Consider the following 25,123-nt stretch of genomic DNA (forward strand, 5'->3'; position numbering starts at 1 on the left):
ACAAGGTCATGAAAAGCGAAATACCAATGACGGATGTTTCTCCCGCTGAAGGACTCAGCACGCGCCCCACCACGTTTCGTCTCGGTCGCGCATTGGACACCGGGCTGCGCTGGCTGACCGAGGGCAGCGCGGCGTTGCTAGTGGTTGTCGAAGTCACGCTGCTGTTTTGCAATGTGTTCTCGCGCTACGTGCTCAATCAACCCATCGTCTGGGGCGACGAACTGGCCTCCCTGCTGTTTCTCTGGCTGGCGATGCTCGGCTCAGTGGTGGCGATGCGTCGAGGCGAGCACATGCGGCTGACCTCGTTCATCGGGCGCCTGCCGCTGGAAAAACGCGCCTTTGTCGACACCTTGGGCGCCGTGATCGTCATCACGTTCATCGGGTTGCTATTCACCCCGGCCTGGGAGTACGTCAGCGACGAGTGGATCATCACCACCGCCGCCCTTGAAATCCCCAACGCCTTTCGTGTGTCCGCCATCGCGGTCGGCCTGAGCCTGATGCTGATGACCTGTGTCGCGCGTCTGCTGACCAGCGCCCGGTTGATCGACTTCTCCGTTTCGGTGGCGATGCTGGCCTCCCTGGCCGCGTTGTTGTGGGTGGCTGAAGGCTCCCTGCTGCTGATGGGCAACTGGAACCTGGTCGTCTTCTTCATGATCGGTGTGATGGCCATGATCGTCATCGGTGTGCCGATCATGGTCGCATTCGGCCTGGCGACGGTGGCTTACCTGTCGACCATGACCAGCACGCCCTTGACCCTGGTGGTGGGTAGGATGGACGAAGGCATGGCGAGCCTGATCTTGCTGGCCATCCCGTTGTTTGTGTTTTTGGGAGCGTTGATCGAAGCCATGGGCATGGCCCGAGCGATGATCCGCTTCCTCTGCTCGTTGATCGGCCATGTACGTGGCGGCCTGTCTTACGTGCTGATCGGGGCCATCTACCTGATCTCCGGCATTTCCGGTTCCAAGGCTGCCGACATGGCCGCCATCGCGCCGGCGCTGTTTCCGGAAATGAAGAAACGCGGTGAGGATGAAAACGAACTGGTGGCGATGCTCAATGCCTCCGGGGCGATGTCGGAAACCATTCCGCCGAGCCTGGTACTGATCACCATCGGCTCGGTGACCGGCGTGTCGATTTCCGCCCTGTTCACCGGTGGTTTCATGCCGGCAGTGGTGGGTGCCATCGCCATGGCGGCAGTGATCTGGTGGAAAAACCGCAAAGGCGAGGCCTCTACCGGCAAACGTGCCTCAGGCAAGGAAATCGGTCACTCGCTGCTAGTCGCATTACCGGCACTGGCCCTGCCCTTCGTGATCCGCACCGCGGTGGTTGAAGGGGTCGCGACCGCCACCGAAGTCGCCGCCATCGGCGTGGCCTACACCTTCGTCGTCGGGTTGCTGTGCTACCGCTGCTTTGACTGGCGCCGGCTGTATCCGATCCTGGTCAGCACCGCGTCACTGTCCGGCGCGATCCTGATCATCATCGGCAGCGCCACCGCCATGGCCTGGGCATTGACCCAGTCGGGCTTCTCGCACCAGTTGGCGCAGGTGATGTCGACGGTGCCGGGTGGCGCGATGGGTTTCCTGATCATCTCCGCCGTGGCGTTCATCCTTCTGGGCAGTTTTCTGGAAGGCATCCCGGCCATCGTGCTGTTCGGGCCGCTGCTGTTTCCGATTGCCAAGGCCATGGGCATCAACGACGTGCATTACGCCATGGTCGCGATCTTCGCCATGGGCCTGGGTTTGTTCGCCCCGCCGTTTGGTGTGGGTTTCTACGCTGCCTGCGCCATCGCCAAGGTCGACCCCAGCGGCGCCATGCGCCGGGTCTGGCCGTATCTCGGCGCACTCGTTGTCGCCCTGGGCGTGCTGATCGCCGTGCCATGGATTTCCATCGGTTTCCTGCCCAACGCCTGAATCACTTTTTGACTGTCAGCACGCAAATACGAGGTTTCTCATGAATTTTTCCACACTCGAAGCCGGCACCGCCACCGAACGCCAACTGATCGTCGACAAGGAGCGCACCATCTCTTTTCTCGGCGAAGACTTGCGCATCTACGCCACGCCACGGTTGGTCGACGATATCGAACAGACCTGCCTTGATTACCTGCTCACCTTCCTGGATGAGGGCGAAAACACCGTCGGTGCAGCGGTCGACATCCGCCACGTCGGCGCCACGTTGCAGGGCATGTCGGTCAGCATCGTCGCCACGGTCACCCGTATCGAGGGTCGCAGCATCACCTTCAACGTCGAAGTGCGCGATGACGTCGAGCTGGTGGCCACGGCGGCGCATACCCGGGTGGTGGTGAACGTCGCCAAACTGCGCAGCCGCGTTCAGGCCAAGGCCGAGGCGGCCGCCGCAGGAGACGTCGAAGACAGCGTACTCAGCCCTTCCCAATTCGCCGCGTCGCGCTGAGCAAGGGACCCCGTCATGATCACGCTGCACGAACGCAATGGCTTGCCCAACCTTGCGGCCGAGGATGCGTTACCGATTGTCGATGCTCACCACCACTTGTGGGACCTGGGCAACGGTCGTTATCCCTGGCTGCAGGATGAGTATCACGAGGATTTTTTCCTCGGCGACTATCACAGCCTTTGCCGTGATTTCTTGCCGGAAAACTATCTTGCCCTGACCGAAAGACAACGGTTGGTGGGAACGGTGCATGTCGAGGCCGAGCGTGCTCGCGATGAGCAAGTCGCCGAGACACGCTGGCTGGAACAGGTGAATGCCCGCTACGGCTTCCCGAATGCCATCGTTGCCCACGCCTGGTTCGACCGTGAGGACAGCGCGGACATTCTCGCGGCTCAGGCCGCCAGGCCGCTGGTGAAAGGCATACGCTCCAAACCGGTGACTTCGGCGTCACCGGAGGTGTCGATTGCCGGGGCTCGCGGCACCATGCAGGACCCGAAATGGCTGGAAGGCTTTTCGCGTCTGGCTGATCACGATCTGTCGTGGGACCTGCGCGTGCCGCCGTGGCATTTGGTCGAGGCCGCCGAAGTGGCGGCGATGTTTCCGCAGATCCGGATCGCCCTCAATCACACCGGTTTCGCCTGGGATCGCAGCCCGCAAGGCATGACCCGCTGGCGCAAGGGCCTGGAAGCACTGGCCTTGCAGCCCAACGTGCACATCAAGCTGTCGGAGTTCGGGCTGAAAGACTCGCCCTGGAACTACGACGATAACCGGATCGTGGTGCTGACCGCATTGGAGATCTTCGGCCCCGAGCGCTGCATGTTCGCCAGCAACTTCCCGGTCGCCGGATTGCGCGCGTCCTACGACACGATTGCCGATGGCGTGGCCGCGATGCTCGCCCCCCTGGGTCGTGCCGTGCAGGAAGCGGTGTTCGCCGGCAATGCACAACGCTTTTATCGTCTGGAGGAACAGCATGGATAACCCATCCGTGATCGACTGGCGCGCGCGCTTTCTGGCCAGCGGCGAGGATGCGGACTTACCCATCGTCGACGCCCACCAGCACTATTTCGATATCGAGGCCCATTACTACCCGTGGCTGAACGACCGACCGTTGCGGCCGTTTCGTTATGGCGATTACTCGTCGATCTGCCGCAACTTTCTGCCTGAGGACTATCGCCGGCTGACGGGCAACCATCGCATCGTGCAGACCGTCGTCATCGAGGGTGAATGGGACCCTGCGACGCCCGCCGATGAGGTGAGGTTTGTCGAATCACTGGCACAAAACGAACCGACCCTGGCAGCGATGGTGGCGCAGGCCTGGCTTGACCGTGAAGACGCATCGGACCTCTTGCGCCGATACGGCGATCATCCGTTGGTGCGCGGCGTGCGCCACAAACCCGCGGTCACCCCCCTTGAGGCATGGCGCGAAGATTTCGTGGCGCCCGGCTCCATGCGCGATCCCCGCTGGCGCGACGGCTACGCACAACTGGCTGAAAACGGCCTGCATTTCGAGTTGCAGGCGCCATGGTGGCATCTGGCGGAAGCGGCCGAGCTGGCCAGAGACTTTCCTGACGTGACCATCGTGGTCAATCACACGGCGCTGCCATCTGATCGTTCGGAAGAAAGGTTGGCCGGCTGGCGTGAAAACCTCGCGTTGCTGGCACGAGAGCCGAACGTCGCCCTGAAGATTTCCGGCATCTGCATCCCCGGCGAGGCGTGGCCCGTCGAGTCGAACCGCGTGGTGGTGAACGACGCGATTTCGATTGTCGATGTCAGTCGCTGTGCGTTTGCCAGCAATTACCCGGTCGACGGCGTCGTGAACGGCATGAGCGAGATCTTCGACGGCTTCAAAACGATTGTCAGCGACCGCTCCCTCACGGATCGGCTCGCCCTGTTTCATGACAACGCCCGACGCATTTACCGGCTCACTTGACCTTTATTGAACAGCCCTTCAGGAGTTCCCATGTTTGAAGTTTCAGGCCACAACTACATCGCTGGCGCTCGTTCGGCTAAAGGCTCGAGCACCTTGCAAAGCCACGACGCCAGTACCGGCGAAGCACTGCCGTATCGCTTCCATCAGGCGACTGTGGATGAAGTGAATGCGGCCGCAGAAGCGGCGGCCACGGCTTACCCGATCTTTCGTAATCTTTCAGCTGCCCGACGCGCTCAATTTTTGGAGGCTATTGCCACGGAACTTGAGGCGCTGGACGACTCGTTCATCGCCCTCGTGTGCAGGGAAACCGCCCTGCCCGCCGGCCGCATTCAAGGTGAGCGGGCACGCACCAGCAGCCAGATGCGCCTGTTCGCCACGATGCTGCGTCGCGGCGATTTCTACGGCGCCCGCATCGATCGTGCGCTGCCTGACCGTCAACCGCTGCCCCGCCCCGACCTGCGCCAGTACCGCACCGGGCTCGGTCCGGTCGCCGTGTTCGGTGCCAGCAACTTCCCGCTGGCCTTCTCGACTGCCGGCGGCGACACCGCCTCCGCCCTCGCAGCGGGCTGCCCGGTGGTGTTCAAGGCCCACAGCGGTCACATGGCAACCGCCGATTACGTCGCCGATGCGATCACTCGCGCGGCCAGAAAAACCGGAATGCCTGATGGCGTGTTCAACATGCTCTACGGCAGCATCGGTGAAGTACTGGTCAAGCATCCGGCGATCCAGGCGGTGGGTTTCACTGGGTCATTGCGCGGCGGTCGGGCCTTGTGTGACATGGCAGCGGCGCGTCCTCAACCGATCCCGGTGTTCGCCGAGATGAGCAGCATCAACCCGGTCTTGCTGATGCCCGAAGCACTGAAGGCGCGCGGTGACAAGATCGCCGCCGAGCTGAGCGCTTCCGTGGTGCTGGGCGCGGGTCAGTTTTGCACCAATCCCGGCTTGGTTTTGGGCATTCGTTCGCCAGAGTTCACGGCCTTCCTCGAACGCTTCACCGGGTTGATGGGGGAGCAATCCGCGCAAACGATGCTCAACGTCGGCGCGCTGAAAAGCTATTGCCACGGTCTGGAGAATCTTCACGCACACCCCGGCATGACGCACCTGGCCGGCGCTAGACAACAGGGCAATCAGGCGCAGCCGCAAGTGTTCAAGGCCGACGTCAGCCTGTTGATCAACGGTGATGAGTTGCTTCAGGAAGAAGTCTTCGGCCCGACCACCCTCGTGGTGGAAGTCGCCGACCAGGCCGAGTTGCTCCAGGCTCTGCACGGTTTGCGCGGTCAGTTGACCGCCACGCTGATCGTCGAAGATTCAGACCTCAATACCCTGAACGAAGTGCTGGCTCTGCTGGAACAGAAAGTCGGGCGCGTGCTGTTCAATGGTTATCCAACCGGGGTGGAAGTCTGCGATGCCATGGTTCACGGCGGACCGTACCCGGCCACTTCGGATGCTCGCGGTACATCGGTCGGAACGTTGGCGATTGATCGTTTTCTGCGTCCCGTTTGTTATCAGAACTGCCCCGACAGCTTGTTGCCGGACGCGCTGAAGAACGCCAACCCGTTGAGCATTGCCCGACTGGTTGACGGTGTCAGCAGCCGTGATGCGCTGTAAGTCACCGAACTAACACTCACCGTTAATAGCAACTCCGTCGCCTATCGAAAAATAGGCGCCGGACACGCTCGCCTCAAAAAACGCTGTAGCCCACAACAACAAAAACAGAGGAAGTCTCATGCACGTTCAACTTCACCCGACACTGCGTCTCTCCAAGATGATGTTGGCGGTCACCGCTGCCGTTCTGATCAATTCGACGTTTTCCCCACTCGCGGTTGCAGAAACCGCACCCACCGCGACGGCAGCACCCATGCAATGTGTAACTGAAACGACACCGCGCTACACCAAAACCCCGACCGGCTATCTCATGGTGCTGCGCATGGGCGATAACGCCTTCAAGGAGCTGACCAAACTGGCCATCGCCGAGAAAATCCCCAGCGCCTCCATCAGCGGTATCGGCTTCGGTAACGTGAAGTTCGGTTTCTGGAACAAGGATAAAAAGGACTTCGACGCCAAGACCTTGAACAGTGTCGAGATGGCCAGCGTCACCGGCTCCGTGGCGTGGAAGAACGACCAGCCTTCGATCCATATGCACGGTGTTGCCGGTGACGCCACGTTTCAAGCGTACGGCGGCCACATCCTCGACTTCGAAGTGACCACCGGCTCGATGGAAATCACCGTGATCGTCCACCAGCGTCGTCTGGAGCGCGGGATTGATCCGTGCATCGGCGCCAACGTGTTGGGTATTTAAGCCAGGCGAATAACGCTCCCGCAGGCATCGAACGTTGCCGGCACCCGCTACTGCGGGAGCCTCCCTCCCAAATACAAACTACAAAAAAAGGGGCGATTCAGATGAGTAACAAGAAAACGGTGGTGACGTTTGCATTGGGTGCCATTGCACTCAGCACCCAGGCGCACGCCGACTTCCTGAGTGACAGCAAAGCAACACTGGGGATGAGGAATTTCTACTTCAACAACGACAACCGTGACGGCACCGCAGCGCCTTCGAAAACCGAAGAGTGGGCGCAGGGTTTCATGCTGGACTACAAATCGGGCTACACCGATGGCACGGTTGGTTTTGGCGTCGATGCACTGGGCCTGATGGGGATTACGCTGGACAGTGGCAAGGGACGGCACGTCGGCAGCAGCATGATTCCTTCAGATAGCGACAACCGCGCCGTCGACGAATGGAGCCGGTTGGGGTTGACCGGCAAGGTCAAAGTCTCGAAAACCGAACTTCGCCTGGGCACACTGATGCCCAAACTTCCGATCCTCGTCTCCAACGACGGCCGACTGCTGCCGCAGACCTTCGAAGGTGGCCAGATCACCTCGGGCGAGTTCAAGGACTTGACCTTCACCGCAGGCCGAATCGAACACGCAACAGGACGGGGCTCAAGCGATCAGACGGGGTTGGCCGCCACCGGCGGCACCCGCGAAAGCAACGCGTTCGACTTTGCCGGGGGCGACTGGAAAGTCACCAAGGACCTGACGGCCCAGTATTACTACGCCAACCTCGACAACTACTACACCCAGCAATTTTTTGGCCTGATCCACACGCTGGCGATCGCGGAAGGTCAATCGCTGAAAACCGACTTGCGCTACTTCAAGACGGACTCGTCCGGTGCAAACAGCTCGGGCACTTCAGGCTACAAAATCAGTGGCTACACCCAAGGCAATGATGGCGAGATCGATAACCGAACCTGGAGCGCCGCGCTGATTTACACCTTGGGTGGCCATGCAGTCACGGCGGGCTACCAAAGCGTTTCGAGCGGCAGCAACTTCACGCAGCTCAATCAGGGCAGCCTGGCCAACAAGGGTGCCGGCGGCTCCAGCCTTTATCTGTACACCGACCGCCTGATTCAAACCTTCACCCGTGCGGGCGAACGCACGGCCTTCGGTCAATACGCCTATGATTTTGCTGCCATGGGTGTGCCAGGCCTGAAAGCGTCCGTCATGTACCTCAGCGGGGACGATATCAAGACGACCTCTGGCGATACCCAGAAGGAATGGGAGCGGGATATTGCTCTGGACTACGTGATTCAGTCCGGTTCGCTTAAAGGGGTTGGATTTGGATGGCGTAACGGCGAGTCCAACAGCGAGGCATCCCGCAATCAGGATCAGAATCGCTTGATCGTGAGCTACAGCATTCCTTTGCTGTAGGAGCAAAGCTTGCTCGCGATAGCGTCTGCACATTCAACTTCAATGTGACTGACATACCGCCTTCGCGAGCAAGCCCGCTCCCACATTGAATCTCGGGTGGCCGCAGAATATGTGATCAACTTAACTCCCTGTGGGAGCGAACTTTGTTCCTACGGCGCGCATCATAAAAATGACAATTAACTGTCATTTACCTGAACAAGTTCTAACTTCAATAACCGGATCCGAAGTTTTTCCATTCAATTGCACTTTAATCAAGTATTGAAGGTTGACTTCACCCACCTCCCTGAGTAAATTGCGCGGGCCGGTTTCACAGGCCTTTTTTCAACTCACAAAAGTATCCAATGGACACAGTATCTAGTCGCTGCCGGTTCACTGCGAATTCGCAGGCTCTGGCACATAACCCAGAACATGACGGGACTCGACTTTTCGGTCGGGTGAGCTGCGCTAGAGCTTGATGCTCCACCGTAACTTGCCTCGCCGGCGTCAGTCCGGTCCAGAGGTATGTTATGAACTTAAAATCCACTGTAATGCCCGGCGTACGCGCCTTTGCCTCGACCATGCGGGTCAAGCTCTGCCGTGAGCGTCCTGCCACAGCCCGGGCCAGCGCACCGTTTTCCAGCCCTTCCTCCCCTGCCAGGGCGCAACTGCGTGCCAACTGGCGCGTTTGCCCGATGACGGGTCAGCTTCAGCAACGCTGGAGCCTCGACGATAGCCAGGAACCACCGAGTCGGCGCATCGCGCGCCTGTTCCAGCAGGCCGGCCTGATGTTCGGCCTGTTCCTCGGGGCGCGCACTTTCAATTGAGCTGAAGGCACTTTAAAAGCCCTTCCTTAACGGTTTCCTTATCAAGGAATTCGGCAACTTCTTATTGCCTGTTAAATAGTGAGTTAGTTATGGACGAAGCCAGTAGACGGTTCGCTGCCCGTCACGTTCCAATCGACGGACAGCGAACATCAACTATTAAAAACGCAACGATCAGAATCGATCGCTTATTGGCGGCTCGACATACGTGCGCTCGTCTTTAATTAGCTGAGGTGCCTGTGTGTCGTGCCGCGAGCCGGCGGCAGGAGCACAGCAATGACCCTTGTAAAAACCGCAAAGAAAACCGCCCAAGGCGCCAGCAACGACAACGCCAAGCTGTCGATGCGCGCCGCACGGGAAGCGCAGAACGGCCTGGCCATCACGCTGACCAACCTCAACGCCACCACTGACGGCCTGACCGAACTCGAAGCCCAGGGCCGCCTCGCACGCAACGGTCACAACGAAGTGGCCCACGACAAGCCGCCTCACGCCCTCATCCAACTGCTCAAAGCCCTGAACAATCCCTTCATCTATGTGCTGCTGACCCTGGCCGGCATCAGTTTCTTCACTGACTACTGGCTGCCGATCAGCAACGGTGAAGCGGATGACGCCGACCTGACCAAGGTCATCATTATCATGACCATGGTCAGCCTCAGCAGCCTGCTGCGGTTCTGGCAGGAATACCGCTCGGCCAAGTCCGCCGAAGCCCTCAAGGCAATGGTGCGCACCACCGCTACCGTGCTGCGCCGCGAGCACAAGGACGGCAAATCGGTGCTGCGTGAAGTGCCGATGCGCGATCTGGTGGCCGGCGATATCGTTCAGTTGAGCGCTGGCGACATGATCCCGGCCGACATCCGCCTGATCGAATCCCGCGACCTGTTTATCAGCCAGGCTGTGCTGACCGGTGAAGCCTTGCCGGTCGAGAAGTACGACACCCTGGGCAATGTGGCGCAAAAGTCCGCCACCAGCACCGCGCCAGATCAGTCGAACCTGCTGGACTTGCCGAACATCTGTTTCATGGGCACCAACGTGGTCAGCGGCACGGCCAAGGCTGTGGTGGTGGCTACCGGGGCTCGGACTTACTTCGGTTCACTGGCCAAAGCCATCGTCGGCTCGCGGGTGCAAACCGCGTTCGACCGTGGGGTGAACAGCGTCAGTTGGTTGCTGATCCGCTTCATGCTGGTGATGGTACCGATTGTGTTCCTGCTCAACGGCTTCTCCAAGGGTGACTGGGGCGATGCGTTCCTGTTTGCCCTGGCCGTTGCCGTTGGCCTGACCCCGGAAATGCTGCCGATGATCGTCAGCGCCAACCTGGCCAAAGGCGCCATGGCTATGGCCAAGCGAAAAGTGGTGGTCAAGCGCCTCAATGCGATCCAGAACTTCGGTTCGATGGACGTGCTGTGCACCGACAAGACTGGCACCCTGACCCAGGACAAGATCATCCTCGAGCACCACGTCGACAGCCACGGCCGGCGCGACGATTCGATCCTCGAACTGGCGTGGCTCAACAGCCATCACCAGAGTGGTCTGAAAAATCTGATGGACCAGGCCGTGGTGCAATTCGCCAACGCTAATCCAACGTTCCGTGTGCCGTTCGCCTACAGCAAAGTCGACGAATTGCCGTTCGACTTCGTCCGTCGGCGCCTGTCGATCATCGTCAAGGACAGCCGCGACGATCACCTGATGGTGTGCAAGGGCGCGGTCGAGGAAATGCTCAGCATCGCCAGCCACATCAATGAAAGCGGCCAGGTGGTCGCGCTGGATGCACAGCGACGCAAAGACTTGCTGGCCCTGGCCAACGAGTACAACGAGGACGGTTTCAGGGTACTGCTGGTTGCCACCCGCGAAATCCCGAAAACCCAAAGCAAAAACCAGTACAAAACCGCCGATGAGCGCGACCTGGTGATTCGCGGCTTCCTGACCTTCCTCGATCCGCCAAAGGAAACTGCCGGCCCGGCCATTGCCGCACTGCGCGACATGGGCGTGACGGTCAAGGTGCTGACCGGCGACAACGCCGTGGTCACCTGCAAGATCTGCCGTGAAGTCGGCCTCGATCCAGGCACGCCGCTGCTCGGCCAAGACATCGAGCACATGGACGACACCACCCTCAAGCTGCGGGTCGAAGAACGCACGGTGTTCGCCAAGCTGACGCCGCTGCAAAAATCCCGGGTGCTCAAGGCGCTACAAGGCAATGGTCACACCGTGGGTTTCCTCGGCGACGGCATCAACGACGCCCCGGCGCTACGCGATGCCGACGTCGGGATCTCGGTGGACAGCGGCACGGACATCGCCAAGGAATCGGCGGACATCATCCTCCTGGAAAAGAGCCTGATGGTGCTCGAAGAAGGCGTGCTCAAGGGCCGCGAAACCTTCGGCAATATCATGAAGTACCTGAACATGACCGCCAGCTCCAACTTCGGCAACGTGTTCTCGGTGCTGGTGGCCAGTGCGTTCATTCCGTTTTTGCCGATGCTGTCGATTCACCTGCTGCTGCAAAACCTCATGTACGACATCTCTCAGCTGGCGCTGCCGTGGGACAAGATGGACAAGGAATTCCTCAGCAAACCGCGCAAGTGGGATGCGAAGAACATCGGCCGTTTCATGCTGTGGATCGGGCCGACCTCGTCGATCTTCGACATCACCACGTTTGCCCTGATGTGGTACGTGTTCGCCGCCAACAGCGTGGAAATGCAGAGCCTGTTTCAGTCTGGCTGGTTCATCGAAGGATTGCTGTCGCAGACGTTGGTAGTGCACATGCTGCGCACCAAGAAGATTCCGTTCTTCCAGAGCACGGCTGCATTGCCGGTGATTCTCGCCACCGGCGTAGTGATCTGCCTGGGCATCTACATCCCGTTCTCGCCGCTGGGCGCGCTGGTCGGCCTGGTGCCGTTGCCATGGGACTACTTCCCTTGGCTGGTGGGTACTTTGCTCAGCTACTGCGTGGTGGCGCAAACCATGAAGACGATCTACATCCGCCGGTTCAAGCAGTGGTTTTGATGGCGTAAGACAAGCCCAAATGGATTGAACACCGCCATCCATGTGGGAGCGGGCTTGCTCGCGAATACGGTATGACATTCGGCACTGATGTTGACTGACCCACCGCTTTCGCGAGCAAGCCCGCTCCCACAGGGTTTTGTGTTCAGCAATTCGATCAATGCAACACGAAATAAAGGAGAGTTCTCATGTCGGGAACGACTCTACTGATCAACCTCGCGGGCGCCATTGCATTGTTGCTGTGGGGCACGCACATGATTTCTTCGGCGCTGTTGCGCGGCTTCGGCACGGCACTGCGCCACTGGATGGGCCGGCACCTCAACCACCGCTGGCTGGCCCTGCTCGCGGGCATCGGCATTACCGGCGTCTTGCAAAGCAGCACCGCCGTCAGCCTGATGGCCACCTCGTTCACCGCCGCCGGCACCCTGGGCCTGGCCCCGGCGCTGGCGGTGATGCTCGGCGCCAACATCGGTTCGACCCTGGTGGTGCAGCTGCTCAGCGCTGACATTTCGATCCTTACACCAATGGTTTTGCTGACCGGGCTGATCGTCTTCCGACTGCGGGATGACTCGCGTTTCGAGAGCGTCGGCTGTGCATTGATCGGTCTGGGGCTGATGCTGATGGCCCTGCATATGCTCGGCTCGACACTGGCCGACGTGGAAGGCACACCCGTGTTCCAGCTGATCATGCAAAGCCTCGACGGCGACCTGCTGATTGCGCTGCTGGTAGCGCTGATCCTTACCTGGCTCTGCCATTCGAGCGTGGCCGTGGTGCTGCTGATCGTGTCCCTGGCCGCCACCGGAATGCTCTCGGCAACGACCATCGTCGCGCTGGTGCTCGGGGTGAACATTGGCGGTGCGTTACCGTCGGTGATCAATGCCGGCTCAAACGTCGGCCGGCGCCTGCCCCTCGGCAATCTGCTGGTGCGGGCCTTGGGCGCGGCGGTGGTGTTGCCCTTGGCCGGGTGGCTGGCATCGCTGAATCTCGATCCGGCGGCGCTGGTGGTTTACTTGCACACCGGCTTCAACCTTTTGCTGGCGCTGGTGTTCATCGGTTTCACTGAGCCCATGGCCAGACTGCTGACTCGCCTGTTGCCGGAGCCGGCGCGGGATGTCGATCCGGGCATGCCGCGCTACCTCGACGAAGCCGGGCTGGAGGTCGCCAACATCGGCCTGTCCAACGCCGCCCGCGAAGCCCTGCGCATCGCCGACATGCTCTCGGCCATGCTTGAGCGCACGCTGCAGCTGTTCCATACCTCGGCGCCGGCCTGTGCCGATGAGGTGCGGCGCATCGATCAATCCACGGACCTGTTGAGCGCGGCGATTCGCGCCTATCTGGCGGACATTGGCCAGGAAGGCATCAGCGACAGCGATGCCGATCGCGCCCAGGAAATCCTCACGTTTGTGATCAACCTCGAACACGCCGCGGACATTCTTTCCAGCAGCCTCACGCAGGTGGCCATGCGCCGCTTGCGCCGCGGTGAACACTTTTCGGTGTTCGAATTGCGCAACATTGCGCCGTTGCACGAGGCGCTGCTGGAAAGCCTGAGCCTGGCGATCACCGTGTTCCTGCGCGAAGACATTGCCACCGCGCACCAGTTGATCAGCCGCAAGGAGAGCGTCCGGCGACTCGAAGCCGACGCCAGCCGTCAGCACTTTCGCAAACTGCAGGAGGACAAAAACACCTGGGCTGAATCCGGCGACATCTTTCAGCGCGTGCTGCGTGACTATCGTCGGGTACACCACCACATCGCCGCCCTCGCCTATCCGCTGCTGGAACGGGCGGGTGAGCCGTTGGGCGATGATCAGACCAAGGAGGCCTCGCCATGCGCGTCCTGATTTGTGCCGGCCGCCATTACGCCGACAGCCGCCAATGCCGCGGCGTGCTCGACGCCTTCCAGCGCCTGTACCCGGTGCAGGTGCTGATCCATGGCGGCAATCAATACCTGGGCGCCGACATCGAGGAATGGGCCCGTGAACACGGCGCCGACATCGTGCGCTACCCGCCCAACTGGCAACGCCACGGCAAACTGGCCGAACGCCTGCGCAACCACTTCATGCTGCACGACAGCCGCCCCGACGTGGTCATCGCCCTGCCCGGCGGTAAAGACACTGAAGAACTGGTCGCACAGGCTCGGGGGAAGGGTTTGCAAACGTTATCGCTAGCGGATTGGGGCTAAATCCAGGATCTGTCAGTAAAAGAGGAACCCTGTGGGAGCGGCGAGGGGTTGGGCTTTTTCAGGCGCAGGCTTTGGACTGATAACGCATCGGCAGGGAACTCCTGACGACCGCCACGCATCCTACAGATGAGATACTTCCTTTTTTGCTTCACGCTTTCAGAGGACACCGTCATGCGCCGTCTGATTATCATCTCTTCACTAGTGCTTTGTTTGCCCGTTGGTTCAGCCATGGCCGATGTAGATGCAAAAGATGTCGCCACGTCAGCCGGGGTATCCGCATCGCTGTATTCGACGTTCAAGGATGACAAACGGGTGATTCCGGCTCGGGATGACGCCTCCAGCTTCGTTGCCAGTGGCGGCGCGATTCGTGGTGTTTATCTGGAGTCGTACTTAAAGCAGATTCGTCAGGAAAATCCCGGCCTCAACGCCAGCGACGAAGACCTGGCCAGAGCAATCCTCGTCCAGGAAGGCGTAGCTGCGGGTCAATAAAGGCTGAAAAAGTAACGGTGGGGCTTGCGGGACCCGGATAGCGTTTGCAGCCCTACCTTGTTTCAGCACCGGTGGATAATCGCGCCCAACCCGCCACCAGTTGCGCGCTGATGCTCACGCCACCGCACACCACAATCACCACATCATGGGCGCCGGCAATCGCCGGATGGTCCAGGTACCCAATCGCTAACGAAACACCGCACGCCGGTTCGACCAACTGACGCAGATCATTGGCGTAACGGACCACGCCCATGATCGCCTCGTTATCGCTGAGCACCACGCACTCGTGGGGGAAATCGAGGATGTGCTGCACCGGCCAGGCGGCCACCAACGTAGCGCCGAGCGACCTGGCGACCGTATCGATCAGGGGGAATATGACCGGATGTCCGGCACTGACAGCGGCTGCAAAAGACGCAGAGCCCTGGGTTTCACACGCGATGATCCGGCAGTCCATGCGTTTGTGGCGGATCAATCCGGTGAGAATCCCCGCCAGCAATCCTCCGCCCCCTACCGACATCACGAGCGCATCGACCTGAGGGCAATCCTCGAGGATTTCATCGACCATCGTGCTGTGCCCTTCCCACAGCACCGGGTGATCGAAGGCTGGCACATATTCGGTGTCCGCGCCCTGCGCGAGTTCCTTGGCCCGTAGATTGGCTTCGTCCCAGACCTTGCCATGGACGATCACCTCGGCACCGGTTTTCCTGATCCGTGCGCGAGTGGTTTCCGGCGTGGTGTTCGGCACCACAATGCAGGCTTTCAATCCCAGTCTGGCGGCAGCCACGGCGGTGGCAAACCCGGCATTGCCGCCGGAAGGACAGATCACTTTGCGTTTCCCTTGCGCCGCCGCCTGGCTGCACAAAAGCCCTATGCCGCGAAGTTTGAACGAGCCGCTGGGTTGCAGGTTTTCCAGCTTGAGCCAGATTCGTCGGGCTGGGGTCGACAGGTCTGGATGCAGAATCAAGGGCGTTCTGATGTGAAGCATGGTGGTGCTCCTTAAGGGTGAACGGTCCTAATCCAAGCTTAGTTCACCCTGCCCGGCGGCTACCGCTTCAGCGATAACGCGGTGCTGCCGTGGAATTGCCGAACAAGCCTGAAAGCGTCTGGCGCTGGGCTTCGTAGGCGTCCCATTGGTCGCCTTGGTGCAGGCCAGGAATGGTCACCACTTCGCCTTGCGCCAGGCCCGTCAGCGCGGCATCGACCATGTCCTGGGCAGACATCACGATCTCTTGCGGCAGGTTTTCCACCGGGTTGCCGGCCTCGCTCCAGAAGTCGGTGGCAGTGGCGCCTGGTAATACGGCCTGGATGCGAATGCCTTTGTCGGCCAGTTCGCGGTGCATGGATTGGCTCAGGCCGAGGACAAACGCCTTGGTCCCGCCGTACACGCCGTTGAGAATTTCCGGGGCGATGGCAACGATCGAAGAAATATTGATCACAGTTCCGGCGCCACGCGCAACGAAGCCTGGCACCACCGCGTACGCCAGGCGCATTAACGCGGTCACGTTGAGGGTGATCATGTCTTCCATGTCATCCACCGGGCTACCGAGCAGCGGCATGACAGCGCCGACCCCGGCATTGTTGACCAACAGGGTGATACTGGCGTCGGAACGTAGAATTTCTTCGACCCGCCGCACGTCGGCCTTGTCTTTCAGATCGGCGGCGACCACTTCCACGGCGCGGCCGGTTTCGTTACTCAGGTGGTTGGCCAGGGCGTTCAGTTTTGCCTGGCTGCGGGCGACCAGAATCAGGTCGTAACCCTGCCGGGCGAGACGGTCGGCATACACCGCGCCGATGCCCGAAGAAGCGCCAGTGATCAGAGCGGTACCTTTGGATGAGAGGGCCATGTCGATTTCCTTCACAGTGAGGCGATAACGTCGCCGGGTGTGAACCGTTATAAAGGGTCTAACGCCCGTCTCAAATGACGTTTAAAGTACGTTTTTCGGACATGACCTTTTGAGGACATCTCGATGACTTCCGTGGCGTTTGTAGTGTTTGAAGGGTTCCAGTCCATGGCGCTGGCGGCCATGCCGGTGTTCGAGTACGCCAACTTCAGCGCTGGCGAAGCGCTTTATGACGTCAGCGTATTGTCCGAAGACGGCCGTACATTGCGCGCTTCCGGTGGGCTGAGCGTCGGCACCGAGGCCTTTGGTGAGCGGGTGTTTGACACGGTGATTGTGGTGGGTGGCGATGCCATCCTCGAGCAGGCACCCGAGGGCGTGCTGACTTACCTGCGCGACAGCGTTAAAACCGCACGGCGCACGGCGTCGATCTGCTCCGGGGCGTTCGTCCTGGCCCAGGCCGGTTTGCTCGACGGACGGCGCGCCACCACCCACTGGGCTTATGCACGGGAGCTGCAAGCGCGGTTTCCGTCGATCAAGGTTGAAGAAGATCGCATCTACGTCGTCGACGGCTCGATCTGGACCTCCGCCGGGATGACCGCCGGCATCGACCTGGCGCTGGCCATGGTGGAGAAGGATCACGGCGCCGCGCTGGCCCGTTCCGTGGCGCAGAAACTGGTGATGTACCACCGCCGCGCGGGCGGCCAGTCGCAGCACTCGGCGCTGCTGGAACTGGAAGCGAAATCCGACCGCATTCAAACCGTCCTTGGCTATGCGCGAGAACACCTCACCGAGACGTTGTCGGTGGAGCAACTGGCGGACGTCGCGCGCCTCAGCCCTCGACAGTTCAGCCGGGCTTTCCGGGCGGAAACCGGTCAATCACCGGCCAAAGCCATCGAGAATCTGCGCCTGGAAACGGCGCGGCAGATGCTGGAACGCGGGCGCCTGACCCTCGATCAGATCGCCGAAGAATCCGGCTTCAGCGACTGCCGCCGCATGCGCGAAGCCTTCCTGCGGGCGTTCGGGCAGCCGCCGCAGGTGATTCGGCGTAATGCCCGTTCGGCGTAGATCGCAGCCTGCGGCAGCTCCTACAATGAACGGTGTCAGGTCCGTTTGTGGAGGTGTAGATGAAAATCTCGGCCAAACTGGCGTTTTTCGCCGTTGTCTCCACCCTCGCCTACCTTGGGCTCGCGGTATGGGGGCTTGGCGGATTCTCGGCGTTTTTCTCTCATGCACCGCTGGTGGTCATTGTTTTTGCCACTTTGGTGATGGCCATCGCGTCCTTGTTCACTGAGGTCAACCTGAGTTCCGGCGAACGAGAAGACCGGGCCAATCGTTGGGTGCTGCCGGTGTTCGGGGTGATCGGTTTATTGAGCGGGTACCTGCCGGCCTACACCGACCGGATCGATTTCTGGACCTTTGGTGGCGAAGGTGTGCGCTGGCTCGGGGCGTTGCTGTTCATCATCGGCGGCACGCTGCGGCTGTGGCCGGTGTTTGTGCTGGGCAAGCGTTTCAGTGGACTGGTGGCGATTCAGCCGGGGCACACGCTGGTCACCGACGGGATTTATCGCACCTTGCGCAACCCCAGTTATCTGGGGCTGATGATCACTGCAGTGGGCTGGGCCCTGGCCTTTCGCTCCGGCGTTGGCCTGTTGCTGGCCGCGGTGACGCTAATCCCGCTGATCGCCCGCATTCACGCCGAAGAAGGGCTGTTACGGGCGCAGTTCGGCAGCGAATATGAGGCTTATTGCGCCCGCAGTTGGCGGTTGATTCCCGGGGTTTACTGAAACAAACACAACTCTAATGTGGGAGCGGGCTTGCTCGCGAATGCGGTGTGTCAGGCACATCGATGGCGAATGACACACCGCATTCGCGAGCAAGCCCGCTCCCACATTAGATGGTGTGCAGGCGGATTTGGTCGTCGTGATCCACATGGGCGACGACCGACTCATAGCTGGGGAGCGTGGCGTGCGGAGTCTGGAGCGGATGATCGTGGGTCGCGGTCACCACGATAAGGCCCGCGCCCGCAGCCTCGGCCGCGAGAATGCCCACGGTGGCGTCTTCGAAAATCAGGCAATCGGCCGGTTCAACGCCCAAACGCTTGGCCGCCAGTCGATAGCCTGCGGGATCGGGTTTGCCGGCACTGACGTCTTCGGCAGTGACCATCACCAAGGGCTGCGGAATACCCGCCGCGGCCATCCGCCGTAGCGCCAATGCCTTTGGCGCCGAGGTGACGATGGCCCACTGGTTGGCGGGCAGCGACTTCAGGAAGTTCGCCGCGCCAGGCACTTCGATGATCCCCTCGACATCCTCGATTTCCGCCTCGGTGATGAACGCCGCTTCAGCCTCGGCATCCACCCCTGGCAACGACAGACGATTGATGGTGTCGATGGCGCGAACGCCATGGATAGAGGGCAGGAATGAGTCGACATCGACGCCGTGGCGCAAGGCCCAGGCCGCCCAGATCCGCTCGGCAGCGGCGATGGAATTGAGGACGGTGCCGTCCATATCAAACAGAAAAGCGCGGTACGGGGTGTTGAAGACAGATTCTTGAGCAGACAAGGGGGAGCTTCCTCTCGCAAGTGCCAGGCGGGTTCGCCGAACAATGTAGCATTTGCGAGGAGCTGCCGAACGCGGCCCGAGCCTTCGGCAACTCCTGCAGAGGATTTCCTTGCTAAGCGGGACGCGGTGCTTCAACAGGCGGGGTGCCGTCGTGAAACATCGTCTTCAGTTGAGCACGCAGTTCCGGTGAGTCGGTGTGCTTGTGAACACTGACCGCATGCTGTGCGGCGGCCTCGAGCAGTTCGTTTTCAGAGTCTGCGGACAGAGCAACCGAGCATTTGGCATCGCTTGGAAACTCGCGGCAGTCGATGTATTTACGCGCCATGATCTTCTCCTCCCTACGACGAAGGCAGGCCGTGGCCTGCGTGAACGATCACCCGACGCGTCACCCCATACATCAAACACGATTGCAGGTCGCACCGAGTGTGCCGACTCTTGAAGTATAGGCCCGCCACAAGGCGCATCGTGACAGGTTGTAGTGGTCTGATGTGCAGCAGGTTCTAAAGAGTATTTTTCGACTTCAAGGCACCTTCCACACAGTCCAGCAACTGCCCAAGCGCCCACGGTTTCTTGATGAACGACACCGAATGCCTGACCCCGGCGCTTTCCGGTGTTTCGAAACCCGACATGATCATGATCGGCTTGTCCGGCCAGCGATCGCCAAACAGATTGGCCAGGTCCGCGCCATTGAGTTTGCCCGGCATGGTGATGTCCGTGAGCAATAGACGGACGGCTTCGGCGTGTTGCTCCAGATACTTCGACGCGGCATCCGCGCTGGTCTGCGGTTCAACCACAAAGCCTTCGTCCTGAAGAATTTCGCAGAGAAACTCCAGGATCAGCGGGTCGTCCTCAACCACAAGAATCAATTTGCCAAGGAGATGATCGCCCGCCGTCGATACTGGTCCCATGACTGTGCCACTCCCTGATTGCCTGAATGATTTCGCGCGCTTAAATCCGCTACCTATTCAGGTATGAGCAGCGGACTTCGCGGAAATTCATTTTTGATGCAATTGGGCGACGAATCAGGCGCCATACAGCGCTGTATGGGCGCCTGCAAACCAGGGTCTGGCCTCGAAGAAGGGTGTTGGGATCAGTACGACGGAGCGTCTTTTTTCATGGCGTCCTTGGACATCGAGTCCTTCTTCATTCCGTCCTTGCTCATGGCGTCCTTGGACATGGTGTCTTTCTTCATCGCGTCCTTGCTCATGGAATCCTTGGACATGGCGTCCTTTTTCATCGTGTCTTTGTGCATGGCGTCTTTAGACATTGAATCCTTGCTCATGCTGTCGTTGCTCATGCTGTTATTGGTTGTTGCATCGGCGGCAAACACGCTTGCGGCGCCAAACGCCAGGCACATGGACAGTACGGTGGTCGCTAATTTTTTCATGATGAAACTCCTTGAAGCACAGGTTGCGAATGAGCGCAGCGGGTACTGCGCAGTAAAGTGGCCAGGCGCCATCAGCTACCACCGAACCAGTTGTAGCCCTGGTCTTCCCAGTAGCCACCCGGATAGGTGTTGGTGACGAAAATCGCCTGAATGTGTTTGGGATTCTTGTAGCCCAGCTTGGTGGGCATGCGCAGTTTCATCGGGAAGCCGTACTGGCGAGGCAGCACCGCGCCGTCATAGGTCAGCGTCAACAAGGTCTGCGAGTGCAGCGCAGTGGCCATGTCGATGCTGGTGTAGTAGTCGTCCGCGCATTTGAAGCCGACAAATTTGGCATCCGTGTCGGCACCGACCCGCTTCAGGAAGTCGCTGAACCGCACGCCGCCCCAGCGGCCGATCGCGCTCCAGCCTTCGACGCAGATATGCCGGGTGATCTGATCGGTCTGGGCCATGGCGCGCAGTTCTTCCAGGCGCCAGCTGCGCTTGTCCGCGACCATGCCGGTCACTTCCAGTCGATAACTCTCTTCCTCCACCGTCGGCGCCTCGTCGATGCCGTAGAAGGCATTGAAAGGAAACGGCCGGGTGATCATCGACTCGGGATAAGTCGGTGCCAGGGAGTTGGGATTGAACAGCCAGCCCTGCACCCTGTCGTTGAAGCGGGACATCGAGGACAACGCGGTCTCGACGCTTTCGTTGTCGGTGAGGTTGCAGCCGGACAACATGGCCACGCCACCAAGGGTCAGGCCGCGCATCAGGAACGAGCGTCGTGAGCGGTCCTCGATCTGTGGTGCGAGGATCTTTCTGGCGTCTGTCAGGATGGACGACTCGTCCAGCCCTGAGCCTTGAATGCGCTTTTTCATAGGACCTCCTTGCGACCGACAATCATGGCCCACAACGTTTTGGGAACCAGCGCGACCATCACCAGATGAACCGCGACAAAGGCCACCAACAGCGACATCGCGATGAAGTGCACGTGCCGTGCGCCTTCGTAACCGCCGAGCAGTTCACGCAACAGCGGAAACTGGACGGACTTCCACAACACCAGCCCGGAAATCACCAGCAGCGTGATGTCGACCATCACGAACAGATACGCCACCCGTTGCACCTGGTTGTAATGACTCAGGTCGGCATGCCCCAACCGCCCTCTCAACGCGGCCCACAGGTCATGCAGGACACCTTTAGGCGAAACCGGGAAAAAGCGCCGTTTCAGACGACCACTGACGAGGTTGATGATCAGGTAGACAAGACCGTTGACGGCCAGAAACCACATCGCCGCGAAATGCCATTGCAATGCGCCGCCGAGCCAGCCGCCCAACGTGATTGCCTTGGGAAAACTGAAGTCATACAGCGGAGACGCGTTATAGATTCGCCAACCGCTGGTGACCATGACCAACACCGCCAGGGCGTTCAGCCAATGGGTCAGCCGTAGCCAGCGAGGATGAGTGCTGACTGTGGGTGAAGCAGGTAACTGCGACATATTCGGCTCCCGGCGGTTGATCGTTGGAGCCGATTATGCGAGCCGACAGATCGCCAAATCCTCACGTAAAGTTAAATAAAACGTGATAACTACCCCCTAATAACCTGTGGTCCGCCCTTGGCTCAATTGTGGTTAAAATGCCGCCCCCACAAATTGCTGGCCCTGCCCGATGAACGCTGACGCTCTCTCCACCCTCCACGACCATTTAATGACGGCTCTGGCGGCTGCCCCCGCCGAAACCCGCCGGCTGTTCCACGGCCGTGGCCGGTGCTGGCCGGGGCTGGAGCAATTGACCGTGGACTGGCTGCAAGGCGTGGTGCTGGTGTCGCTGTTCAAGGAACCCGAAGCGTCGCAGCTGGAAGCGTTGAAACAGAAGCTGATGGACCTCACGCACTCGCCTGCGTGGACGCAATCCAGCGCGCACACGCTCTTGCTGCAACATCGCTACCTGCTGCAAAGCACCACCGAGTGGCTGTTGGGGGACGCGATCGACGAGATGACGATCACCGAGGGCGGCCTGCATTACCGTGTCGACCTGGGCCGCAAACAGAACACCGGCCTGTTCCTCGACATGCGTTATGGCCGCGACTGGGTGCGGGCCAATACCCAGGGCAAGCGGGTGCTGAATCTGTTCGCCTACACCTGCGGATTCTCGGTGGCGGCCATTGAAGGCGGGGCAACGCACGTGGTCAATCTGGACATGTCCAGCCCGGCCTTGAGCCGTGGCCGCGACAATCACCGGCTCAACGGCCACGACCTGAGCAAGGTGACGTTCCTCGGTCATGACCTGTTCAAGTCCTGGGGCAAGGTGATTGGCAAGGGCCCTTACGACCTGGTAATCATCGACCCACCGTCCTTTCAGAAAGGCAGTTTTTTGCTGACCAAGGACTACCAGCGCGTGCTGCGCCGACTGCCGGAATTGCTCAGCCCTCAGGGCACGGTGCTGGCGTGCATGAACGATCCGGCGTTCGGTGCGGACTTCCTCATCGACGGCGTCACCCGCGAAGCACCGAGCCTACGGTTCGAGCAACGGCTGGACAATCCACCGGAGTTTCCGGACGCCGATGTTGAATGCGGGTTGAAGGCGTTAGTGTTTCGGCAGTAAGTCCGAGTCGCCCCCTTCGCGAGCAAGTCGGATCGCCGCACCGCCGCTCCCACATTTGATCTCGTGCGTTCACAGAACCAGTGTGGGAGCGGGCTTGCTCGCGAAGGGGGGCTGAAAGCCGATCAATCTCTCTCAGATGTACCCAGTCAACGCGGCTGCAACACCAGCGCAAACAACTCACCATGCCCATTCACATTGAGCTTGTGATAGAGATTGCGTCGGTGCACCTTCACCGTCTCCGGGGAAATGCCCATCTGCTGGGCGATGGCCTTGCTTGAGAAGCCTTGAAGAATCAGGCGCGCCGTTTCGATTTCCCGCACCGACAGACGCGCGTCGAAACGATCCAGCAGGGTCGCCAGATCCCCGGCCACCGCCTCGGCGGCCGGTCCTTCCGGCGGCATCAATTGCAGGTGACGGCGCATCGCCGCCAACACCCAATCGCGCACGCAAAGCAGGCGGCCCTGTTCCTCAAGCGTGAATCGCGTCGAGCGTCCCAACGACAAACCGAGCACGGCGCCATCGACGTTGATCATGAACTGCAACTCGTCGCCGCCCACCACCGTGCGGAAGTAGCTCAGGTAGTACTCGCTCTGCTGGAACTGGTCGGGGGCCACCGATTCGAGGCTGTGAAAACCGTCGGCTATACCGGCACAGGCGGCCTGATAAAACGGATCGAGCAGGTACATCCCGGCGCTGTAGTCCGCCAGTTCTTCTTGCTCGGCAGCACCGCCCTTTGAGTCGAAATCGATCAGCAGACGCGGCACCCGCCCGGCCCGCATCACCGCGACCAACGCGTTGTCCATCGGCACCAGCAGCCGCAGCGTGTCGACCAGCGCACGCCAGAACCCGTCCTGCCCCACGGCACCAAATACCCGCGCCAGCCCTTGGTGCACGGGTAACTCTTTCAACAACGCGTCCACGCACTACCCCTTTTGAGTAACCCATGATGGGAATGGGTGAGTTCACTCCCGGTCGATACGCTGCAAGCACCTGATCATCACCGGCCTGCAGCAGGCCAGGAGTGCCGCATCATGAGTCGTCACCGCTCGTATATCAATCTTGGACTGGGCGCCTGTTTGTCGGTCTCGCTATCGGCGGTTGCCGCCGACGGCCCGACGGTTCACGTCTACAACTGGTATGACTACATTGGTCCCACGACCCTGCAGGATTTCAAGCGTGACACCGGGATTGCGCCGGTCTACGACACCTTCGACAGCGCCGAAGTGCTGGAAGGCAAATTGCTCACCAGCCGCAGCGGATACGACGTGGTGGTGGCCAGCAACTTCAGCTTGCCGACCCTGATCAAGGCCGGCGCCCTTGCACCTCTGCCCCACGCTCAGATGCCCGATTTCAAAAACATGGACGCTGATCTGCTGGCGAAACTGGCCAAAAACGACCCGGGCAACCAGTACGCCGTGCCTTATCTGTGGGGCACCAACGGCATCGGCTACAACATCGACAAAGTTCGCGCGGCGCTGGGCGACAAGGCGCCGGTGGATTCGTGGGACCTGGTGTTCAACGAAGAAAACCTGGCCAAACTCGGCCAGTGCGGCGTGGCCATGCTCGACTCGCCGGCCGAGATGCTGCCGGTCGCCCTGCACTACCTTGGTCTGCCCCCCAACAGCACCAACCCCGAGGACTATAAGAAGGCCGAAGCACTGCTGCTCAAGCTGCGTCCGCACATCGCCTACTTCAACTCGTCCAAATTCATCAGCGACCTGGCCAACGGCAACATTTGCGTGGCGGTGGGTTGGTCCGGCGCGATGCTGGAAGCCAAGACCAATGCCGAGCAGGCGAACAACGGCGTGAAGATCGCCTACAGCTTGCCGAAGGAAGGCGCGCCAGTGTGGTTCGACACCCTGGTGTTGCTCAAGGACGCGCCGCACCCGGAACAGGGTCTGGCCTTCATCGACTACCTGATGCGCCCCGACGTCATTGCGCCGGTCAGTGATCACCTCTCCTACCCCAACGGCAACCGCAGCGCGACGCCACTGGTGGCCGAAGCGACCCGCAACAACCCGGCCGTGTATCCGTCGGCCGAAGCCATGGCCACGTTATTCACCCTTCAGCCGCTGCCGCCAGCCACCGAGCGCGTGCGGACGCGGATCTGGAGCAAAGTCAAAAACGGTCAATAAACCCGATGAAATCTGTAGCAGCTGTCGAGCCTGCGAGGCTGCGTTCGGCTGCGCAGCAGTCGTGAAATCAGGCAGTGCAATGTTTCAGGTGGACCGAGATTTCAGGATTTACGACTGCT

25 protein-coding genes are annotated in these 25,123 nt (G+C 60.4%); 16 read left to right on the top strand and 9 right to left on the bottom strand.

Going from position 1 to position 25,123, the window contains the following annotated elements; translation table 11 throughout:
- Positions 1 to 8 precede the first annotated feature (8 nt).
- The 12 genes from ACSQ87_RS20365 (at position 9) to ACSQ87_RS20420 (ending at position 14,503) form a co-directional block, all read left to right on the top strand.
- On the top strand, positions 9 to 1,907 hold the full coding sequence (locus ACSQ87_RS20365) for a TRAP transporter large permease (RefSeq protein ID WP_223433461.1): 1,899 nt from the start codon (positions 9 to 11) through the stop codon (positions 1,905 to 1,907).
- Between the two features lie 40 nt (positions 1,908 to 1,947).
- Positions 1,948 to 2,406, top strand: a complete 459-nt coding sequence (locus tag ACSQ87_RS20370) for a thioesterase family protein (protein WP_436274228.1) — start codon at positions 1,948 to 1,950, stop codon at positions 2,404 to 2,406.
- A gap of 15 nt (positions 2,407 to 2,421) precedes the next feature.
- Entirely contained in the window at positions 2,422 to 3,381 is a 960-nt protein-coding gene (locus ACSQ87_RS20375; RefSeq protein WP_223433463.1) for an amidohydrolase family protein, read from the top strand.
- The gene (locus tag ACSQ87_RS20380) at positions 3,374 to 4,333 is read left to right on the top strand and encodes an amidohydrolase family protein (RefSeq protein WP_436274229.1); all 960 of its coding nucleotides are present in this window, start codon (positions 3,374 to 3,376) and stop codon (positions 4,331 to 4,333) included. Before ACSQ87_RS20375 ends, ACSQ87_RS20380 begins: the two co-directional genes overlap by 8 nt.
- 30 nt (positions 4,334 to 4,363) lie before the next feature.
- Positions 4,364 to 5,941, top strand: coding sequence for an aldehyde dehydrogenase (NADP(+)) (locus tag ACSQ87_RS20385; protein WP_436274230.1), 1,578 nt, complete (start codon positions 4,364 to 4,366; stop codon positions 5,939 to 5,941).
- Positions 5,942 to 6,059: 118 nt separating this feature from the next.
- Positions 6,060 to 6,632, top strand: a complete 573-nt coding sequence (locus tag ACSQ87_RS20390; RefSeq protein WP_223433465.1) for a PPC domain-containing DNA-binding protein — start codon at positions 6,060 to 6,062, stop codon at positions 6,630 to 6,632.
- 101 nt (positions 6,633 to 6,733) lie between these two features.
- Positions 6,734 to 8,041 carry an OprD family porin gene (locus ACSQ87_RS20395; protein ID WP_436274231.1) on the top strand — a complete coding sequence of 436 codons (1,308 nt, stop codon included), beginning with the start codon at positions 6,734 to 6,736 and terminating at the stop codon, positions 8,039 to 8,041.
- 506 nt (positions 8,042 to 8,547) lie between these two features.
- Positions 8,548 to 8,844, top strand: coding sequence for a hypothetical protein (locus ACSQ87_RS20400; protein WP_436274232.1), 297 nt, complete (start codon positions 8,548 to 8,550; stop codon positions 8,842 to 8,844).
- A 273-nt stretch (positions 8,845 to 9,117) separates the two neighbouring features.
- Positions 9,118 to 11,838, top strand: coding sequence for a magnesium-translocating P-type ATPase (gene mgtA, locus ACSQ87_RS20405; RefSeq protein ID WP_436274233.1), 2,721 nt, complete (start codon positions 9,118 to 9,120; stop codon positions 11,836 to 11,838).
- A gap of 185 nt (positions 11,839 to 12,023) precedes the next feature.
- Complete coding sequence (locus ACSQ87_RS20410) at positions 12,024 to 13,673, top strand: Na/Pi cotransporter family protein (protein WP_436274234.1); 1,650 nt, start codon at positions 12,024 to 12,026, stop codon at positions 13,671 to 13,673.
- Positions 13,661 to 14,014 carry a DUF2493 domain-containing protein gene (locus ACSQ87_RS20415; RefSeq protein ID WP_436274235.1) on the top strand — a complete coding sequence of 118 codons (354 nt, stop codon included), beginning with the start codon at positions 13,661 to 13,663 and terminating at the stop codon, positions 14,012 to 14,014. Before ACSQ87_RS20410 ends, ACSQ87_RS20415 begins: the two co-directional genes overlap by 13 nt.
- A gap of 171 nt (positions 14,015 to 14,185) precedes the next feature.
- Positions 14,186 to 14,503: a DUF2388 domain-containing protein gene (locus tag ACSQ87_RS20420; protein ID WP_223433471.1), complete on the top strand. Its 318-nt coding sequence runs from the start codon at positions 14,186 to 14,188 to the stop codon at positions 14,501 to 14,503.
- A 52-nt stretch (positions 14,504 to 14,555) separates the two neighbouring features.
- Here the strand turns inward: ACSQ87_RS20420 and ACSQ87_RS20425 are convergent, their stop codons facing one another.
- Positions 14,556 to 15,488, bottom strand: a complete 933-nt coding sequence (locus tag ACSQ87_RS20425) for a pyridoxal-phosphate dependent enzyme (protein ID WP_436274236.1) — start codon at positions 15,486 to 15,488, stop codon at positions 14,556 to 14,558.
- A 67-nt stretch (positions 15,489 to 15,555) separates the two neighbouring features.
- On the bottom strand, positions 15,556 to 16,347 hold the full coding sequence (locus ACSQ87_RS20430) for an SDR family NAD(P)-dependent oxidoreductase (RefSeq protein ID WP_223433473.1): 792 nt from the start codon (positions 16,345 to 16,347) through the stop codon (positions 15,556 to 15,558).
- Between the two features lie 123 nt (positions 16,348 to 16,470).
- Between ACSQ87_RS20430 and ACSQ87_RS20435 the strand changes: the two genes are divergently transcribed.
- Together ACSQ87_RS20435 and ACSQ87_RS20440 are read left to right on the top strand one after the other, a co-directional pair.
- A complete protein-coding gene (locus ACSQ87_RS20435) occupies positions 16,471 to 17,409 on the top strand; it encodes a GlxA family transcriptional regulator (RefSeq protein ID WP_134098824.1) in 939 nt (312 codons plus the stop codon).
- 59 nt (positions 17,410 to 17,468) lie between these two features.
- A complete protein-coding gene (locus tag ACSQ87_RS20440) occupies positions 17,469 to 18,128 on the top strand; it encodes a methyltransferase family protein (RefSeq protein ID WP_223433475.1) in 660 nt (219 codons plus the stop codon).
- A 106-nt stretch (positions 18,129 to 18,234) separates the two neighbouring features.
- Here the strand turns inward: ACSQ87_RS20440 and ACSQ87_RS20445 are convergent, their stop codons facing one another.
- The 6 genes from ACSQ87_RS20445 to ACSQ87_RS20470 form a co-directional block, all read right to left on the bottom strand.
- Positions 18,235 to 18,903, bottom strand: a complete 669-nt coding sequence (locus tag ACSQ87_RS20445) for an HAD-IA family hydrolase (protein ID WP_436274237.1) — start codon at positions 18,901 to 18,903, stop codon at positions 18,235 to 18,237.
- Between the two features lie 112 nt (positions 18,904 to 19,015).
- The gene (locus ACSQ87_RS20450) at positions 19,016 to 19,228 is read right to left on the bottom strand and encodes a DUF1059 domain-containing protein (protein ID WP_008156959.1); all 213 of its coding nucleotides are present in this window, start codon (positions 19,226 to 19,228) and stop codon (positions 19,016 to 19,018) included.
- 175 nt (positions 19,229 to 19,403) lie between these two features.
- A complete protein-coding gene (locus tag ACSQ87_RS20455; protein WP_223433267.1) occupies positions 19,404 to 19,811 on the bottom strand; it encodes a response regulator in 408 nt (135 codons plus the stop codon).
- Positions 19,812 to 19,993: 182 nt separating this feature from the next.
- Positions 19,994 to 20,290: a pentapeptide MXKDX repeat protein gene (locus ACSQ87_RS20460; protein WP_436274238.1), complete on the bottom strand. Its 297-nt coding sequence runs from the start codon at positions 20,288 to 20,290 to the stop codon at positions 19,994 to 19,996.
- 71 nt (positions 20,291 to 20,361) lie between these two features.
- Positions 20,362 to 21,147, bottom strand: coding sequence for a molybdopterin-dependent oxidoreductase (locus ACSQ87_RS20465; protein ID WP_436274239.1), 786 nt, complete (start codon positions 21,145 to 21,147; stop codon positions 20,362 to 20,364).
- Positions 21,144 to 21,764, bottom strand: coding sequence for a cytochrome b/b6 domain-containing protein (locus tag ACSQ87_RS20470; RefSeq protein ID WP_150656132.1), 621 nt, complete (start codon positions 21,762 to 21,764; stop codon positions 21,144 to 21,146). Before ACSQ87_RS20470 ends, ACSQ87_RS20465 begins: the two co-directional genes overlap by 4 nt.
- Positions 21,765 to 21,933: 169 nt before the next feature.
- Here ACSQ87_RS20470 and ACSQ87_RS20475 point away from each other — a divergent pair, with 169 nt between their 5' ends.
- A complete protein-coding gene (locus tag ACSQ87_RS20475) occupies positions 21,934 to 22,869 on the top strand; it encodes a class I SAM-dependent methyltransferase (protein WP_436274240.1) in 936 nt (311 codons plus the stop codon).
- Between the two features lie 146 nt (positions 22,870 to 23,015).
- On the opposite strand, the gene ACSQ87_RS20480 is transcribed toward ACSQ87_RS20475, so the two are convergent.
- Positions 23,016 to 23,789, bottom strand: a complete 774-nt coding sequence (locus ACSQ87_RS20480; protein WP_436274241.1) for a helix-turn-helix transcriptional regulator — start codon at positions 23,787 to 23,789, stop codon at positions 23,016 to 23,018.
- Between the two features lie 111 nt (positions 23,790 to 23,900).
- Here ACSQ87_RS20480 and ACSQ87_RS20485 point away from each other — a divergent pair, with 111 nt between their 5' ends.
- Positions 23,901 to 25,004, top strand: coding sequence for an extracellular solute-binding protein (locus ACSQ87_RS20485; protein WP_223433272.1), 1,104 nt, complete (start codon positions 23,901 to 23,903; stop codon positions 25,002 to 25,004).
- The last annotated feature ends 119 nt before the right edge of the window (positions 25,005 to 25,123 follow it).

The sequence above is a fragment of the Pseudomonas sp. LjRoot277 genome (assembly GCF_964253845.1).
In the GTDB taxonomy this organism is placed as follows: domain Bacteria; phylum Pseudomonadota; class Gammaproteobacteria; order Pseudomonadales; family Pseudomonadaceae; genus Aquipseudomonas.

Coding starts and splice junctions, on each gene's coding strand:
- ACSQ87_RS20385 (WP_436274230.1), top strand. CDS start 4,364: ATGTTTGAAGTTTCAGGCCACAACTACATCGCTGGCGCTCGTTCGGCT.
- ACSQ87_RS20460 (WP_436274238.1), bottom strand. CDS start 20,290: ATGAAAAAATTAGCGACCACCGTACTGTCCATGTGCCTGGCGTTTGGC.
- ACSQ87_RS20400 (WP_436274232.1), top strand. CDS start 8,548: ATGAACTTAAAATCCACTGTAATGCCCGGCGTACGCGCCTTTGCCTCG.
- ACSQ87_RS20390 (WP_223433465.1), top strand. CDS start 6,060: ATGCACGTTCAACTTCACCCGACACTGCGTCTCTCCAAGATGATGTTG.
- ACSQ87_RS20395 (WP_436274231.1), top strand. CDS start 6,734: ATGAGTAACAAGAAAACGGTGGTGACGTTTGCATTGGGTGCCATTGCA.
- ACSQ87_RS20470 (WP_150656132.1), bottom strand. CDS start 21,764: ATGTCGCAGTTACCTGCTTCACCCACAGTCAGCACTCATCCTCGCTGG.
- ACSQ87_RS20465 (WP_436274239.1), bottom strand. CDS start 21,147: ATGAAAAAGCGCATTCAAGGCTCAGGGCTGGACGAGTCGTCCATCCTG.
- ACSQ87_RS20375 (WP_223433463.1), top strand. CDS start 2,422: ATGATCACGCTGCACGAACGCAATGGCTTGCCCAACCTTGCGGCCGAG.
- ACSQ87_RS20455 (WP_223433267.1), bottom strand. CDS start 19,811: ATGGGACCAGTATCGACGGCGGGCGATCATCTCCTTGGCAAATTGATT.
- ACSQ87_RS20380 (WP_436274229.1), top strand. CDS start 3,374: ATGGATAACCCATCCGTGATCGACTGGCGCGCGCGCTTTCTGGCCAGC.
- ACSQ87_RS20485 (WP_223433272.1), top strand. CDS start 23,901: ATGAGTCGTCACCGCTCGTATATCAATCTTGGACTGGGCGCCTGTTTG.
- ACSQ87_RS20420 (WP_223433471.1), top strand. CDS start 14,186: ATGCGCCGTCTGATTATCATCTCTTCACTAGTGCTTTGTTTGCCCGTT.
- ACSQ87_RS20475 (WP_436274240.1), top strand. CDS start 21,934: ATGAACGCTGACGCTCTCTCCACCCTCCACGACCATTTAATGACGGCT.
- ACSQ87_RS20425 (WP_436274236.1), bottom strand. CDS start 15,488: ATGCTTCACATCAGAACGCCCTTGATTCTGCATCCAGACCTGTCGACC.
- ACSQ87_RS20450 (WP_008156959.1), bottom strand. CDS start 19,228: ATGGCGCGTAAATACATCGACTGCCGCGAGTTTCCAAGCGATGCCAAA.
- ACSQ87_RS20370 (WP_436274228.1), top strand. CDS start 1,948: ATGAATTTTTCCACACTCGAAGCCGGCACCGCCACCGAACGCCAACTG.
- mgtA (WP_436274233.1), top strand. CDS start 9,118: ATGACCCTTGTAAAAACCGCAAAGAAAACCGCCCAAGGCGCCAGCAAC.
- ACSQ87_RS20440 (WP_223433475.1), top strand. CDS start 17,469: ATGAAAATCTCGGCCAAACTGGCGTTTTTCGCCGTTGTCTCCACCCTC.
- ACSQ87_RS20365 (WP_223433461.1), top strand. CDS start 9: ATGAAAAGCGAAATACCAATGACGGATGTTTCTCCCGCTGAAGGACTC.
- ACSQ87_RS20415 (WP_436274235.1), top strand. CDS start 13,661: ATGCGCGTCCTGATTTGTGCCGGCCGCCATTACGCCGACAGCCGCCAA.
- ACSQ87_RS20435 (WP_134098824.1), top strand. CDS start 16,471: ATGACTTCCGTGGCGTTTGTAGTGTTTGAAGGGTTCCAGTCCATGGCG.
- ACSQ87_RS20410 (WP_436274234.1), top strand. CDS start 12,024: ATGTCGGGAACGACTCTACTGATCAACCTCGCGGGCGCCATTGCATTG.
- ACSQ87_RS20430 (WP_223433473.1), bottom strand. CDS start 16,347: ATGGCCCTCTCATCCAAAGGTACCGCTCTGATCACTGGCGCTTCTTCG.